The 17,061-nt window shown below is 39.5% G+C and carries 7 protein-coding genes; 5 read left to right on the top strand and 2 right to left on the bottom strand.

Features of this window, described 5'->3' with window-relative positions:
• Nucleotides 1-10 precede the first annotated feature (10 nt).
• Nucleotides 11-2,215 carry a CHASE2 domain-containing protein gene (locus CV014_RS00495; RefSeq protein WP_236140229.1) on the bottom strand — a complete coding sequence of 735 codons (2,205 nt, stop codon included), beginning with the start codon at nucleotides 2,213-2,215 and terminating at the stop codon, nucleotides 11-13.
• A 45-nt stretch (nucleotides 2,216-2,260) separates the two neighbouring features.
• Nucleotides 2,261-3,913, bottom strand: a complete 1,653-nt coding sequence (locus CV014_RS00490; RefSeq protein ID WP_236140228.1) for an NB-ARC domain-containing protein — start codon at nucleotides 3,911-3,913, stop codon at nucleotides 2,261-2,263.
• Nucleotides 3,914-4,662: 749 nt separating this feature from the next.
• On the opposite strand from CV014_RS00490, the gene CV014_RS00485 reads away from it, so the two are divergent.
• The 5 genes from CV014_RS00485 to CV014_RS00465 all read left to right on the top strand — a co-directional run bounded on the left by CV014_RS00485 (nucleotide 4,663) and on the right by CV014_RS00465 (nucleotide 16,747).
• On the top strand, nucleotides 4,663-5,526 hold the full coding sequence (locus CV014_RS00485; RefSeq protein ID WP_236140227.1) for a helix-turn-helix domain-containing protein: 864 nt from the start codon (nucleotides 4,663-4,665) through the stop codon (nucleotides 5,524-5,526).
• Between the two features lie 258 nt (nucleotides 5,527-5,784).
• The gene (locus tag CV014_RS00480; RefSeq protein ID WP_236140226.1) at nucleotides 5,785-8,649 is read left to right on the top strand and encodes a two-partner secretion domain-containing protein; all 2,865 of its coding nucleotides are present in this window, start codon (nucleotides 5,785-5,787) and stop codon (nucleotides 8,647-8,649) included.
• Between the two features lie 118 nt (nucleotides 8,650-8,767).
• The gene (locus CV014_RS00475; RefSeq protein WP_236140225.1) at nucleotides 8,768-11,629 is read left to right on the top strand and encodes a two-partner secretion domain-containing protein; all 2,862 of its coding nucleotides are present in this window, start codon (nucleotides 8,768-8,770) and stop codon (nucleotides 11,627-11,629) included.
• A gap of 65 nt (nucleotides 11,630-11,694) precedes the next feature.
• Nucleotides 11,695-14,235, top strand: a complete 2,541-nt coding sequence (locus CV014_RS00470) for a two-partner secretion domain-containing protein (protein ID WP_236140224.1) — start codon at nucleotides 11,695-11,697, stop codon at nucleotides 14,233-14,235.
• Nucleotides 14,225-16,747 carry a CHAT domain-containing protein gene (locus tag CV014_RS00465; RefSeq protein WP_236140223.1) on the top strand — a complete coding sequence of 841 codons (2,523 nt, stop codon included), beginning with the start codon at nucleotides 14,225-14,227 and terminating at the stop codon, nucleotides 16,745-16,747. Before CV014_RS00470 ends, CV014_RS00465 begins: the two co-directional genes overlap by 11 nt.
• Nucleotides 16,748-17,061: the final 314 nt, after the last annotated feature.

The following is a 17,061-nucleotide window of genomic DNA, read 5'->3' as shown; positions in this document are numbered from 1 at the left end:
TAAATAAGTATTAGCGATGTGTGGAATTCCACCAAACAACTATGGCTGGGACAGTAATCATTAAAAGTGCGGGTGGAATGATTGGTATCCATCCAGCATTGATAAATGTGAGATAGCAAATACCAAAAAGTAACAAAAGTGCGATCGCTATCGCTACTCCTAAATATAAAGGGCGACGAATACACAAAGCTAGTATCCCAGCTAACAATGACCAGCCGATCATCCATATTGTTTCTAGCCAACTAGGCCACCACCAGATTAAGGGTCTATTGTCTAAAACTGCACTGAAAATCTGGGCGATCGCTTGAGCTTGAATGAATATTCCTGGTATATTTTTCTGAGAACGAATGGCTGTAGCGGTGTAGGGAGTTTTCCACTGATCAACGGTACTAGGAGCAGTCACACCTATAAGCACTACACGATTTTTGAGCTTGTCAATCAATTCTGGAGTCACGCGATTTTCCAGAATCTCTCTCAGAGATAATTGCTGGGCAATATCTTTGGGAGAAACCAGAGAACGATAATTCAGTAGTATCTGATAACCAGAAGCATCAATATTTTGATAACCACTGCTGTGGGTTTTTAATTGTGGGAAGATTACTTTGCCTATCTGTAATTGTCCATCACTATTTACATGGGCATTAATTCCTTGATTAGCTAGATAGTGTAGTGCTGTTTGCAAACTAAAGGCGTATTGTGCGGTGCAAGCAGAATTAGCTGGAGGAGTTAAATGTAAGAGATGGCGGCGGGCTACTTCCCCATCATCGGCGACAAAATCACTAAAACCTAAACGGGATTCTGGAACTTCTGGTGGTGGTGGAACAGAATGTGGCTCATCATCTTTGGGTGCTGCTACTTTGCAAGGAGCAAAAAAGCGTGTGTCTGTGCGGAGATAATTTGCTAATTGGGGATAGTCAGAACTCACGGGGAAATCACGATAAATATCTAAGCCGATGGTTCTGGGTTGATATGGCTCTAATTTTTCGATCAGTTGCAGCAGTGCTTGATCAGATAAAGACCATCGAATCTGCATTCCTAAACTGTTTTGATATTGAATATCCGCTTCATCAATAGTCACAAGTAGCAGACGCGAATCTGGTTTTTCAATGGGGCGTAGTGCCATCAGGCGATCGAAACTGTGCAATTCCCAGGGCTGGAGGATACCAAAATATCTTACTCCGATAATGCAACAGGCGATCGCCACACTGACAGCGATCGCTTTACACAGATTGCGCCAAATATTAGTTAAATTATTAACTGCTAAAGTTTTACCACCGCACAAGGAGAGATTTTTTTTACCTGCACTTAATTCACTAATTTGCAGTTCTTGGCTTTGGTTACTCTGAATTTGTTCTAAGATCGACTGGGGGTTGAGAAGACGTTCATGGGGTGCGGGAATCATCAGGTTATCAATGAAATTGGCTAAACCTGACGAAATCTGGGGTGCTTGCTCTCGCCAAATTATTTGGTTTGTGTGTGGTTCCTTCGGCAAATCGTTGGGGTGTATGCCAGTTAATAAATTAACAAAAGTCCGTCCAAGCGCAAAATAATCTGATTGATAACTAGCTTGACCTTGTAATTGCTCTGGTGCTGTGTATCCCAAGGAATAAACTCTAGTAATATCACCGCCATCCAGCTTTTCTGCATAAGTTACAGTCACTTGTCTGGCTGCACCAAAGTCAATAAACACTAGTTGACCATCAGGACGAATCATTATATTTGATGGCTTAATATCTCGGTGTAAAACTTTTTCTTGATGGAGTTCCACTAGTAACTTAGTTAACTGCATCAACCAATCAATGGCTAATTCTTCAGATAATTTACCATGTTTCTCTAACCAATGAGCTAGATTCTCTCCTGGGATTTTCTCCATGACTAAGCAATACAATTGTTCATGCCTATCTTTAGGAGAAAACTGAAAACAGGTATCAATTTGAGGTACACTTAAATATTTCAAATGTCGGAGAACTCTAGCCTCCTGTTCAAACATTTCAATCAAACGTCGCCGATTGCTAGTTAAAACTTTGAGAACTTTAGTTGTACCCAAATTATCTATTTCAAATATTTCTGTATGGTGATTTTGATGCAATTCTCTTAATGGCTTAATCACCCGATAACGCTCATTAATAATTAAGCTAGATCCACAACTCTGGCAAAATTCTTGACCGTCAGGATTTTCCCGATTAAGACACCAGGGGTTGATACAGTAGCTCATATTTCAACGTTTTATATTTAGTGGGAGTATTAACGGGGAACATTATTATCGATAACTGACGTTACTCAAATCAGATTTAAGTTCTAGCAGCAGATTATTAACATTACTTTTGGCATAGCCCACAAACAAGGGAGTTTTTCCTTGCAAAAGGGAGAGGATTTTGGTAAGGTATGATTCAATTAAGCTTTCATCTTTGAATATTTTATATAGTTGGTTTTTAATGGGTTTCAGAACTAAGCGGACTTGCATTTCTTGAATAACTGCATCTTTCTGTTTTTGCTGCACTAAAGATAGAATTCGCAAAACCTCTATTGTTTCAATTTTTTGGTGTCTACCAAATTCCCGAATCTCTTGACAAACGCGCTCACAAATCTGATTAATTACATATTGCGACACCACAGGCTGCTGGAGCGAAAACAGGACATCTTCTTCCACTACGGTTCTTTCAATCAGCGATCGCCGCAAAAGTGATTCTATCGCTTCCATTAATTCTGCTTGGGTGACGGGGGCTACAATATCTCCACGTAATTGCGATAGAGAAATTGGTTGACACTCAATTGCTAACCAGTAGAGAATTTCCTGCTCTAAATCTGATAGATACTCAAACTGTTCGTCTAAAATATCGTTCAGTTCACCAAAAACTATCGTCTCTTGTTTCAAGAAGGCAGAAACCTTACCCCCAAATAATTCTTGAATAGTATTAGCAACAATTTTCAAAGCTAAAGGATTACCTCTATAAAGCTGAATCAAGTCATCCCAAGTATCTGGATCTAATAACTTTTTCTCTTGAAATATTTCCTTGCCTGATGAGTCTAAACCTTGTAGAGATAAGGAGCGCACCGGACAATTTTCTCCTGCCATCAAGGCAATTTCCTTGGGTTTCTCCCGTCCTATCCACATCACAGAACTACGATGATATTCTTGCCCTAATCTTTTTAAGAATTTACCGTAAATTTCAAAACCTTCTCGATAATGTCCAACCGTATTGCTACTTTGCTGAATATTAGTAGTTGCATCTAAAATAACAAGACAACGATATTGGCGGAGAAAATTAATAAATTCGGTAATTTGAGCATCAATGTCTTGTGCAATTAGATAATTCTGCTGTGATTCTATAAGTGGGCTGATTTCCGTCAGCAATTGGCTAAGTAATGGATCTTGGCGTAAATCTCGCCAAATAATCAAATCAAATTCTGTTTGTATTTGTTGAACACATTTTGCGGCTAATGTTGTCTTGCCAACTCCCCCCATACCCACAACTGCTACTAGCCGACACTGTTGATTGACTAACCACTCTTTTAAGGTGGTAAGCTCTGGAGTGCGTCCATAGAAAACGCCGATTTCTGGTATTTCACCCCGATTTCGTGAGGTTTTTAGGGTTGGTTCACTCACAGATTCTCTAAATGCTGTCTGGTTGAGATTAACTGTGGATAGCTCTTGCCACAACCTTTCTAGGATGAATCGGAAATTAGTTTTACTGATGTCTTCCCCTAAAACATCTGATAATAATTTCCACAGCTTAGGAGCTGCCACTTGTTTGATGTAACCCAAACTGTAATCACAGGTATCTGCAATCTGTTCATAGGTTTTGGCTTGCCATGCTCCTCTGAGGATGATGGATTCCACATCTTTTAAGTGTTGACCGGTATTAGTCAAAAAGATGTGATCTATGGTTTGGATGACTTCTTCCACATTCATTGAGATTTAAGAATATACGCAAATGCAAAATTTACAGATGTCGTTGATATTAACTTTGTTAGATAAATTTAGAGATTTTACCTCTATTACAATCCTAACATCTCAGATCAGTACACACAATCAGGCTGAAATTGATTGTCATCAACTTAGATCAAGTGATGCAATCTCTAGATGACTATCATCTTGCAACAGGACTAATTTACGTAATTGACTGATCTCAGTCAGAATGTGAAACACCGATGATATCGGCAAAAACCTGCGTCGAGAAGTGTATTTGTCGCCTATATTTCTACTTTTTATCGGGTTATTACCTGTAAATACAAGACACAATTATGTAAAGTTTTGTAAAGCTTTGTAAAGGGATAAACTGAACTTAATCTTGGTTTACTAGTATTTACATTAACTAAGTTAATAAAAAGTTCATGACTGAAATTACCACTACTGACGTATGATTTTAATCATAGTGCTGATAGTAAAGCTGAATTTTAGTTCAGATGTTTGCACTGTACGCGCTTAAACACAATCAATGAACTTGAATAGACTACCTGATACCAATTCACGCAAAAGTTGATGCAGATGCAACTGCTAAAAGTTATGCTGAGTCTCACTTTCTGAATTCTGAATTCTGAATTGGTGTGACAAGCTGACATTACAGGTCTAAATTTTTACCATCAATGCCCAACATCTGTTGTTAGTGAGTGTTTCTCTATATTCTCGCGCAGTCTATATAGTTTCAATGAGGTTGAAATATGGTGGCTACCATTTGTATGGCTGAGTCCAGTAATCCTCCATTAACACTAAAATTACAACCAGAAGAACTACGCTTTACTCAGTTTTTGATGGAGCGTGTACCAGAACCAATTTTCTGGATAGAGCCAATTGCAAAACCCAATGCCAAAGTTTTATACGTTAATCAAGCTGTTTGTCAGTTAGTGGGGAATTCCCGTGAACAGTTGGTATCTATGGGTATACAAGACCTCAACCTAGATTTTTTACTCAATGTTTGGGCAAATTTTTGGCATACTGACAAACAGCAACATCAGACATCCTTTAATACTCAATACCAAAGACAAGACGGTTGTAACCTGTCATTGGAAATCACTGTTACTTCCATAGAATCTGAGGGCAAAAAATATAGTTATCTATTGATTTGCCACATTAAGTCACAAACAGTTGTTTCAGAAACTTCCCCAACGCCAATATTCCCAAGCATCTCCAGTCAGGAGGAAAAACCAAAATATCCCTTGTTAGCATTTCCTGGAAACGCGCTATTAAATCAGGTGTTTAACTTTATTGAGGAGAATTATCATCAACCGATTAGCTTGTGTGATGTAGCCACAGCAGTCGGTTACTGTCCGGCTTACTTAACTAATTTGGTGCGTCGTCATACCGGAAAAACAGTCAATCACTGGATTGTTGAACGTAGGATGTTAGCAGCACGTAATCTGCTCAAGGAAAGTGATTTGTCGGTAAGTCAGATTGCTGAAGCCGTCGGCTATCAACATGAAGGACATTTCTTCCGACAGTTTCGCCAGAATCATCAGACTACACCCCAAGCTTGGAGGAAATCTCAGTTTATTTACAATGAAGCATCTGCGGTGTTGCTGAATTGAGAAGATGATGGTAATTCAAAAGTATCATCTTGTTTAGACCGGCATTCAGTAATCCCTAATTTTTCACTATTTTAGGGCTTTTTTAACTAAATTTAACCTAAATGGTTCTCTTGCTATCATACAATCACAACGAAACTCAGTTTTTAACTCACCTTGCATTAAGTTTTGGCTTCTACGATGACTGATAGTGGTTGGCATTGTCAAACAAAATTACCGTTAACGATCTGTTTGGCTTTTTTAAAAACGATTATCATTTTCTTGTCAGAACACACTCTAGCCCAAAGTCAGATAGTACCAGATGATAGCTTGGGAACAGAAAAATCCCAAATCATCAACAACTTCAATGGGGTTGCACAAGAAGGAATCACGGGTGGAAGTGTGCGCGGGATGAACCTGTTTCATAGTTTCCGTGAATTTCATGTCAGCGAGGGAAAAACTGTGTATTTCGCCAATCCCACGGGGATTGAAAATATTTTAGCGAGAGTGACAGGAAGTAATCGTTCGGAAATCTTGGGCAAGTTAGGGGTATTAGGCAATGCCAACCTATTTTTGCTCAATCCCAATGGGATTATATTTGGCTCAGGTGCAAGTTTAGATATTCGTGGTTCATTTGTTGCCACATCAGCTAATAGTATTAAATTTGGCGAACAAGGATTGTTTAGTGCTTCATCACCACAACCAGTTCCACTTTTGACAATCCAACCATCAGCTTTATTGTTTAACCAAATTGGTGCAGGGGCAATTGAAAATAGTTCCATCGCAGCAGCAGGAGTGAATCAAACAAATAATCGTGTATTGGGTTTGAGGGTAGCTGATGGCAATAGCTTGCTGTTAGTGGGGGGAAAGGTGCTGAATGCTGGGCGGTTAAATGCTTTGGGTGGACGGGTGGAGTTAGGCAGTGTAGCCAGTGTGGGGGAAGTCGGGTTAAGTATTGATGGTAACAAGCTATCCTTGACATTTCCCCAAGGACTGGTACGGGGTGATATTTCACTGAGGAATGGGGCGATTGTGAATGTAGCATCTGGTGGTGGAGGTGCGATCGCTCTCACTGGTAACAATATTGAGTTAAAAGAAGATAGCTTGCTCAATGCAGGTATTGGCGCAAGTTTAGGAACACCAGCCACACAAGCTGGGGATATTAATTTAAAGGCTACACAAGCTATATCGTTGAGTCAATCTAGTCGCATCATCAACCAAGTCGGAGTGAATGCTACAGGTAATGGCGGTAATATCAATATCCAAGCAGGCTCGCTCAATTTAATTGATGGTTCACTTAATGGTAACCGCATCAATACCCCTAACTTTGGCACAGGCAATAGCGGTAATATCAATATCCAAGTAGACTCTCTCAATTTAAGTGATAACAGCCGGATCAATAGCTCTAACTGGGCAATAGGTAATAGCGGTAATATTAATATCCAAGCAGACTCTCTCAATTTAATTGATAACAGTCAGATCAGTAGCTTTAACCTGGGAACAGGCAATAGTGGCAATATCTTCGTTGATGTTAAAGGTGCTATAACTCTGAAGAAGAGTGATAATAGTACAATTGATCGCGTACTTGCTAGTGTCATCACAACTCAGGTAGCACCAGGAGCCGAGGGAAATAGTGGAGATATTCATCTCAAAGCAGAATCTCTCACACTCTTACAGGGCAGTTCCATTATTAACAGCACCTTTGGACGAGGAAATAGTGGCAATATCTTCGTTGATATTCAAGGTGCGGCGATCTTCGATGGTGAAAGTCTAGAATTTCCCAGTGGTATTGTTAGTCAAGTAGCACCACCAGCCGTGGGAAATAGTGGTGATATTCATCTCAAAGCGGAGTCCCTAACTTTAACTCAAGGGGCTGGTCTTAGTAGCAGCACTTTTGGCAGAGGTAATGGCGGCAATATTTTTGTTGATGTCAAGGATTCTGTGAAAATAAGTGGTGAGGATAGCACTGGCTTTTCTAGTGGAATTAGAACTCAAGTAATAGCACCATCAGCAGTTGGAAGTGGAGGAGAGATTCATCTAAAGGCAAACTCCTTGAATCTTGCACAAGGAGGTAGTTTGAGTACAAGCACTTTTGCACAAGGAAATGCAGGAAATATCTATGTAGATGTGGGCGGTGTGATTAACATCGATGGTGAGACTCAGAGTAACTCACCTAGTGGGATCACGACAAAATCTGAAGAGAGGGCAGTTGGTAATAGTGGCAATATTGATCTCAAAGCAGAGTCTCTCAATTTAACCCGGCGAGCTAACCTAAGTGCCAGTACAGCAGGGCAAGGGAAAGGGGGAAATATTCAGATAGAGACATCTAAGTTTGTCAATTTGAGTAATGATGCCGAAATTTCTGTGAATAGCCAAAGCCAAGGTAATGCAGGTGATGTGGGAATAAAAACTAACTCTCTAACTCTGGGGGGGCGATCGCAGTTATTAGCAGATACATTCAGCAGCGAAGGTGGTAATATTCAATTGCAGATAAGAGATTTACTACTGCTTAGAGATAATAGCAGCATTTCCACCACCGCCGGGCTTCAAGAAGCTGGCGGCAATGGCGGCAATATTGACATTAACACCAAATTTTTAGTCACTCTTCCCAATGAAAATAGTGATATCATCGCCAATGCCTTTGCAGGTAAAGGTGGTTTAATCAGAATTAACACACAGGGAATTTTCGGTATTGAAAGAAGTGAAACATTAACTAACCTCAGTGATATCACTGCCTTTTCCCAACAAAACCCCCAACTCAACGGTGAAATTATTATCAATACGCCGAATGCAGATATCAACAATGAGTTAGTAGCTTTACCTACAAATGTAGTTGATGCTAGCAGGCTGATTACTCAAGGATGTGCAGTTTCAACTGTGGCTAACAGGCAATCTCAAAGCCAATTTACCATTACAGGGCGAGGAGGTATACCACCACAGCCTAATCATGCTTTACGTGTGCCGGCGATCGCTATTTCTGCAAATCCTCTAACCACAATTCAATTAAATCAACCCCTCCCTTTTACTCCCCCATTAGAGGCTAATACTTTAAGTCTAAATGACCAAGGACAAATCATTTTGAGCGTCAGTCCTACTGCTTACGCTTCTACTTTTGGCACAAATTATGGTGGCTGTCATGGTGCTTAGAAAAACTTGGCGAAGAGATCAGCTAACTTTATTCCAGGAGATTCATAGTAGCTGGGATGACCTAAGAAAATTAAAATTAGGGATCTGCCTAGCTTTGTTAGAAATGATCATCATTTCAATGGCAGAACACACTCTAGCCCAAAGTCAGATAGTACCGGATGATAGCTTGGGAACAGAAAAATCCCAAATCATCAACAACTTCAATGGGGTTGCACAAGAAGGAATCACGGGTGGAAGTGTGCGCGGGATGAACCTGTTTCATAGTTTCCGTGAATTTCATGTCAGCGAGGGAAAAACTGTGTATTTTGCCAATCCCACAGGGATTGAAAATATTTTAGCGAGAGTGACAGGAAGTAATCGTTCGGAAATCTTGGGCAAGTTGGGGGTATTAGGCAATGCCAACCTATTTTTGCTCAATCCCAATGGGATTATATTTGGTGCAGATGCAAGTTTAGATATTCGTGGTTCATTTGTCGCCACATCAGCTAATAGTATTAAATTTGGCGAACAAGGATTTTTCAGTGCTTCATCTCCCCAAGCAGTTCCACTTTTAACTGTTAAACCATCAGCCTTATTTTTTAACCAAATTGGTGCAGGGGCAATTGAAAATAGGTCGATAGTTGCAGTCGGAGAGGATAAATCGCAAAATCCCCTGTTTGGATTAAGCGTAGGTGATGGAAAAAGCCTGTTATTAGTGGGGGGAAATATATTGAATACAGGCGAAATAAATGCTTTGGGTGGACGGGTGGAGTTAGCTAGTGTAGCTAGTGTAGGGGAAATTGGCTTAGAAGTGGATGGTAATCATATTTCCTTGACATTTCCCCAGGAAATCGCACGGGGTGATATTTCTCTGAGGAATGGAGCGATTGTGAATGTAGCAGCTGATGGTGGTGGTGCGATCGCTCTCACTGGTCACAATATTGATATAAGTGAAGAAAGTCTGGTTTTAGCCGGGATTACAACAGGATTGGGTACAGCAGAGGCAAAGGCAGGAGATATTAGTTTAAATGCTACACAGGCTATATCTTTAAGTCAAAAGAGTGCTGTCGTTAACCAAATCGAAGTGAATGCTACAGGAATTAGTGGCAATATCAATCTTCAAGCAGGCTCACTTGATGTGACTGGTGCAAGTTTTTTCAGTACACGTAGTCTTGGCATCGCCAATAGTGGTAGTATCTACGCAAATGTTAGTGGGCCTGTATTATTATCATCTGACAACATTGAGTCGTATTCTTACTTTGGTGTTGGAATAGCACGCACAGCAATTGGCAATGGTGGAGAAATTCACCTCAAAGCAGATTCTCTTACAATGGACAAAGGAGGCTTTTTAGGCAGCCGTAGTTTGGGGCAGGGAAATGCTGGCAATATTTTTATAGATGTTAATGGTGCAATCAACCTCTATGGTGGCGAAGAAAACGGATATAACTTTTCCAGCACTATTAGGTCTTTAGTAACAGAAACAGGAACTGGCAATGGTGGAGAGATTCACATCAAAGCCGAGTCTCTCACCATGACGCAGGGTGCTAATATCAGTAGCTCTACATGGAGCAAAGGAAATTCTGGCAGTATTTTTATAGATGTTAAAGGTGCTATTCTCTTAGATGGTGAACCCAGATTAAATATTCCTAATACTTATGCTTACATTACCTCTCAAGTAGTACCACAAGCCGTGGGAAATGGGGGCGACATTCATATGAGCGCAGACTCCCTGACAATAACAGGAAATAGTTTTATTAATACTACTACCTTTGGGCAAGGAAAATCGGGCAATATTTTTATAAATGTTCAAGATGCTGTCAAGCTTGATATGGGCATAATTGGTTCTGACGTAGGAAAACAAGCAATTGGAGATGGTGGGGATATAAAAATCACAGCAGACTCCCTGAGCATAACAAGGGGGAGTTTTTTGGGTAGTTCTACCTTTGGCAAAGGCAATGCAGGTAGTATTTTTATAGATGTGAAAGGTGCTGTTAATTTAGATGGTAAAGACACAAATGGCTTTACTAGTGAAATTACCTCTAAAGTAGGAAATATAGCTATTGGAAATGGTGGCAATATTCATCTCAAAGCAGAGTCACTAAATTTAAACCAGGGAGCTAACCTGAGTGCCAGTACATTAGGGCAAGGAAAGGGGGGAAATATTCAAATAGAAACATCTAAGTTTGTTAATTTGAGTAATGATGCCGAAATTTCTGTGAATAGTCAAAGCCAAGGTAATGCCGGAGACTTGAGTATAAAAACTAATTCTCTGACTCTGCGGGGGCGATCGCAGTTATTAGCCGATACATTCAGCAGTGAAGGTGGTAATATTCAATTGCAGGTACGAGACTTACTACTACTCAGGAATAATAGTAGCATTTCCACCACCGCCGGACTTCAAGAAACAGGTGGAAATGGCGGCAATATTGACATCAACAGTAAGTTTTTAGTCGCTGTTGCCGATGAAAATAGCGACATTACCGCCAATGCCTTTGCGGGTAAAGGTGGTTTAATCAGAATTAACACACAGGGAATTTTCGGTATCGAAGAGCGCGAAATATTAACTAAACTCAGTGATATCACTGCATTTTCTCAACAAAACCCCCAACTCAACGGTGAAATTATTATCAATACGCCGAATGCAGATATCAACAATGAGTTAGTAGCTTTACCTACAAATGTAGTTGATGCTAGCAGGCTGATTACTCAAGGGTGTGCAGCTTCAACCGTGGCTAACAGGCAATCTCAAAGCCAATTTACCATTACAGGGCGAGGAGGTATACCACCACAGCCTAATCATGCTTTACGTGTGCCGGCGATCGCAATTTCTACAAATTCTCTCACCACAACTCAATCACATCAACCTCTTCCTGTGAATCCCACATTAGAGGCTAATACTTGGAGTTTAAATGACCAAGGGCAGATAATTTTGAGTGTTAGTCCCACTGCTTACGCTTCCACTTGGAGAAAAAATGACAATAAATGTCAAAATAGTTCTTAGAAGACCAGCTAGCTTTATTTCTAATTTTATTAAGTATCCCTATTAAATAACATGGCGATTGAGTGATGAAATCAAGCTTGATTTTGTTAGGTTCAGTACATGGACTGCTGCTGATTTTAGGAACAATGCTTTTCTGGTCTAGCTGCGCTAAAGCACAGGTAGTTTCTGATGGAACACTCAACACAACTATCAATTCTACCAATGCTCAAGATTTCATCATTGAAAATGGCACTGTAGTCAATAACAATTTATTCCACAGTTTTAGTCAGTTTTCTATTCCCACAAGTGGATCTGCTACCTTTGATTTAGGACATACACCCAATGTCTCAACAATTTTCAGTCGGGTGACTGGGGGTAGTATTTCCCATCTAGACGGCTTGATTCAGACGATGAATCACAACAATTCAGTCAATTTTTTCTTCATCAATCCTAGTGGGATTATTTTCGGAAGTAATGCCCAGATTAATATTAATGGTTCTTTTATTGCTTCGACAGCATCTAGTGTAAAATTTGCCGACGGTTCGCAATTTAGTACAGAAAAATCTACTGCATCCCTTCTCAATATTAGCACACCAATTGGATTACAACTGGGAGCTAATTCAGGAGAAATTCATGTGCAAGGTTCGGGACACAATATCACCAGAGTAGGTTTATCTTTACTCAATAGACAAGCAGCAAAACATACAGGTTTACAAGTCCCTACAGGACGTACCTTAGCTTTAGTAGCAAGAAACATCAGCCTTGATGGTGGTTTACTCATTGCTGATTCTGGCCAAGTTGATTTAATAGCTTTGAGTAATGGTGAATTGATTCTGGGACAAGGAAATGAATTCTCAACTATTAATAGAACACCTAAAACCGAATTGGGAGATATTCAACTGCAATCTGCGGCTTTAGTAGATGTTAGTGGGATTAAGTCAGGTGTAGTCCAGTTAAGGGGTAGAAATATCACTTTACAAGACGGCTCAATGATTGTGGGACAATCCCTGGGTGAAGAACCCAGTGCTGATATACAAGTCATTGGCACTCAATCATTAGTGATCAGTGGTACAAATCCAGCAGTTTCTAGCCGCATTGCTACTCAATCATTAGGTAATGGCAGAGGAGGAAATATTAACATTTCCGTACCTCGTTTGTTACTGAATGATGGCGGTACTATTGTTGCCCAAACCTTTAGTACAGCAGATAGTGGGGATATTAATATTCAAGCTAATGATTTTATCGGTATGAGGGGTAATTCTGCTGTTGATGCTACTGATTTGAGTGCAATTACAACGGCAACCTTTAACAATGGTTTATCGGGCAAGTTGACAGTATCAACTAATATTTTAGAAATTCGAGATGGCGCACAGATTACAAATTCCACATTGGGTAAAGGAAATGCTAGTCATCTGATTATCAATGCCACAAAGCTAATTAATATCGAGGGTAATTCTAATGCGGTGATTTCCAATAGTGCAATTGTTTCCAACTCTTTTGGAGAGGGTAACGGAGGACAAATTCTTGTTAATACCCCCATCCTTCAACTCAAAAACGGCGGTGCAATTCTCTCTAGTGGATATTCTAGTGGTAATGCAGGTGACATCACAATTAATGCCAAAGAATCTGTTGAAATTGTTAATTCCGGTACTTTCGATTTTAGTCCTGTCAGTACAACATTTCTCAATAGTCGAATTAGCTCTGATATTGTGACTCCGCCTGATTTTCTGCAAGCTATTTTAGGACTGCCACCAATTGCCACAGGTAATTCTGGCTCAATTGTAATTAATACTAATCAGATAACATTAACTAATGGTGCTAGTGTGTCTGTTGCTAATACTGCTCCCAGAAAAAATGAACAGGCGAATGTAGGGGATTTAAAAATTACAACTAATTATCTAACTCTACAAGGGCGATCGCGGTTATTGGCAGATACATTCAGCAGCGAAGGTGGGAATATTCAATTGCAGGTACGAGACTTACTGCTACTCAGAGATCATAGCAGCATTTCCACCACCGCCGGACAACAAACCACAGGCGGAAATGGCGGCAATATTGACATTAACACCAAATTTTTAGTCGCTGTTCCCAATGAAAATAGCGATATTACCGCCAATGCCTTTGTAGGTAAAGGTGGCTTGATTCGGATTAATGCACAGGGGATTTTTGGCATCGAAACAAGTGAAAACCTAACTAAGCGCAGCGATATCACTGCCTTTTCCCAACAAAACCCCCAACTCAACGGTGAAATTATTATTAATACTCCAAATGCAGATATCAGTAATGAGTTAGTGGCTTTACCTACAAATGTAGTTGATGCTAGCAGGCTGATTACTCAAGGGTGTGCAGCTTCAACCGTGGCAAGTAGGCAATCTCAAAACCAATTTATCATTACAGGACGAGGAGGTATACCACCACAGCCTACTAATGCTTTACGTGTGCCGGCGATCGCAATTTCTACAAATCCTCTCACTACAACTCAATCAAATCAACCTCTCCCGCTTACTCCGACATTAGAGGCTAATACTTGGAGTTTAAATGACCAAGGGCAGATAATTTTGAGTGTTAGTCCTACTATTCACACTTCTACACTTAAAACTAACTATAGTAAATGTCATGCTTCCTAGAAAAACTAATTGGCAATACAGATTATCTCAGCGACTAAAAGCAATTATATTTGTCTGTTTAGGTATTATTTTATCTGTAATTTTTTCTGGTTTATTACCTAATTCAACAATTGCCAAAACACCTCTAATAGATGCCCAAAGACTGGAAGTGGAAGGAAAAACTCTTTACGAATCTGGTCAATTTGATGCAGCCGCCAATATTTGGCAACAGGCTGCTCATGCTTATAAAAAAATAGGTAATCAGGAAGGTGAATTCCAAAATTTAATTAATGTCGCTGAAGCCCTACAAGCTAATGGAATGGATCTCAAAGCTTGCAATCAAATATTACAGGCTTTTGACATCAACCAGCCAGATTGCCGAAAATTAGTCCAAGAGCGTAACGTTTCACAAAATAATTCATGGTTACAAAATTTGGCAAACCAAAAAAAATCCCTCATTATGGCTAATGGTTTGCAGAGTTTGGGAGATGTATTGCAAAAACTGAACCGTCCAGATTTGTCTATAAAAGTTTTAAACATCAGTTTACAAGTTGCTCAAGAGCTATCATCACCCACAATGGAAAGTTTGGCCTGGTTGAGTCTGGGTAATGCTCAAAGAATATTAGGGGAAAGAATACAGATTCAAACAGGCAGAATCAATAAACAAAACTCTAGTCCCTTAAGTTGTGGAGAACAAGCTACAAATAGTGAGGAAATTACATTTTATCAGCAAGCTAATTTGCTGTATCAGCAAGCAGCAGATAAAACCATATCTAGTCAAATTTCGGTGCAAGCGAAATTAAATCATTTGAGTTTATTAATTAGAATTAATCAGCTAACAACAGCACAAAATTTAATTCCTCAAATTGAGTCACAGCTAAAAGAATTACCTGTTGAGCAAAACACAGTTTTTAACCACATTAATTTTGCTCAAAGTCTCATTTGTGTTAACCAATATTCCCCTAGCAAGACTGTTGATGTGAAAGATATTGCCCAACAGTTGACAATAGCTTGGCAACAAGCAAAAATCCTGGGTAATCAACGTGCTGAATCCTATGCTGTTGGATATCTGGCTTGGCTTTATGCACAGAACCAGCAATACTCAGAAGCTTTAGTTTTGACACAAAAAGCACTTTTACAGGCGCAAGCCATCTCGGCTAATGATATGGCCTACCAGTGGCAATGGCAACTAGGATATATTCTCAAAGCCCAGGGGAATATTAAAGAGGCGATCGCCGCTTATCATGCAGCTATTGATACTTTGCAATCTCTGCGTCTGGATCTGGCTGCGATGAACTCCCAGCTACAGTTTTCTTTTCGGGAAAAGGTTGAACCAGTTTATCGTCAACTAGTTTATCTACTCTTATTAAATCAAGAGACTGCTGAGTTAAATGTAAATAACAATCTGAAGCAAGCCCGAAATACAATAGAGTCTTTGCAGTTAGCCGAAATAGAAAACTTTTTACAAGAGCCTTGTTTAAAACCTCGAATTGAAATTGATCAAATTATCGAAAAAAGCGATGTAAAAGCAGCTATTATTTATCCTATTATTCTAGAAAATAAATTAGCAACTATTCTAAAATTACCCCAACAAAAAGAACTGCGTTATTATGAAACTTCCATATCACAAGAAAATGTAGAAACAACGATAATTAACTTACAACAATATTTGTCTAATGTAACTAGAACATTCCAAGTTAAAATTTTATCCCAACAAGTCTATGATTGGTTAATTCGTCCTATAGAAACAGATTTAAAGTCTCACAACATAGAAACTTTAGTCTTTGTCTTAGATGGCAATCTGCGTAGTATTCCTATGTCAGTATTATATGATAGAGAACAACAAAAATACCTCATCGAAAAGTATGCGATCGCCATAGCACCGACTTTACAACTTTTTGAGGCTCAACCTCTACGCAATTCCCCCATAAAAGTGTTAGCAGCAGGAGTCAGTGAAAAACGCTCTATTGCTGGGCAAGAATTTTCTCCTCTGATTAATGTTAAAAAAGAGTTAGATAATATTCAGACAGAAATACCCCGAAGTGAAAAGCTGCTCAATAATAACTTTACGATAATTAACATCGAAAACAAACTGCGATCATCCGATTTTTCTGTAGTTCATCTAGCAACCCACAGCCAATTTAGTTCTAACCCTGATCAAACCTTTATTCTCACTTGGGATAAACTACTCAAGATAGAAGATTTAGTTGACCTACTGCAACCAACTAGTTTCAATGGCTCTAATCCTATTGAGTTACTAGTTCTAAGTTCGTGCGAAACTGCTACAGGCGATAGACAAGCCACTTTAGGATTAGCCGGAATCACCGTCAGAACAGGAGCCGAAAGCACATTAGCAAGTTTATGGTCAATAGATGATTTTTCCACTAGTGAAATCATGAATTATTTTTATCAGGAATTAAAAAAGGGAAGAAGCAGAGCTAAAGCACTTCAGCAGGCTCAATTAGCTTTATTAAAAAAAGATAATCGGCCTTATTTTTGGTCAGGTTTTGTCTTAGTAGGAAATTGGCTTTAATTGGTAGTTTCTACAGTGAAGATTAATTTTTACCACTACCAGCAAATATATAGTAGTCCATCACTTTTGGATGGACAATTGGAGAAGTTTGCTATTGATGCACTATTCAGGGAAACCACCTCTAAATATAGTACATAAATACTATAAAATAATAAAGTTAGCGATCGCTACACAATGTCTATAGTTTTTGGCTGCGTGAAAGGGTGATCATACCAATTTGCAATGGACTTCTCTTCTCTACGAGAGGCTGCGCTAACGCAATTGAGGAATCCTGACCAGATAGCCTTGCAGCAGGGGAGGTTTGGCGAGGAATT

It is taken from the genome of Nostoc sp. CMAA1605 (assembly GCF_021596505.1).
GTDB lineage: Bacteria > Cyanobacteriota > Cyanobacteriia > Cyanobacteriales > Nostocaceae > Trichormus.
This window is presented reverse-complemented; position numbering and strand designations above follow the sequence as displayed.

Bases quoted from the DNA above. Each gene is read 5' to 3' on its own strand.
- CV014_RS00485 (WP_236140227.1), top strand. From the start codon at position 4,663: ATGGTGGCTACCATTTGTATGGCTGAGTCCAGTAATCCTCCATTAACA.
- CV014_RS00490 (WP_236140228.1), bottom strand. From the start codon at position 3,913: ATGAATGTGGAAGAAGTCATCCAAACCATAGATCACATCTTTTTGACT.
- CV014_RS00475 (WP_236140225.1), top strand. From the start codon at position 8,768: ATGGCAGAACACACTCTAGCCCAAAGTCAGATAGTACCGGATGATAGC.
- CV014_RS00495 (WP_236140229.1), bottom strand. From the start codon at position 2,215: ATGAGCTACTGTATCAACCCCTGGTGTCTTAATCGGGAAAATCCTGAC.
- CV014_RS00470 (WP_236140224.1), top strand. From the start codon at position 11,695: ATGAAATCAAGCTTGATTTTGTTAGGTTCAGTACATGGACTGCTGCTG.
- CV014_RS00465 (WP_236140223.1), top strand. From the start codon at position 14,225: ATGCTTCCTAGAAAAACTAATTGGCAATACAGATTATCTCAGCGACTA.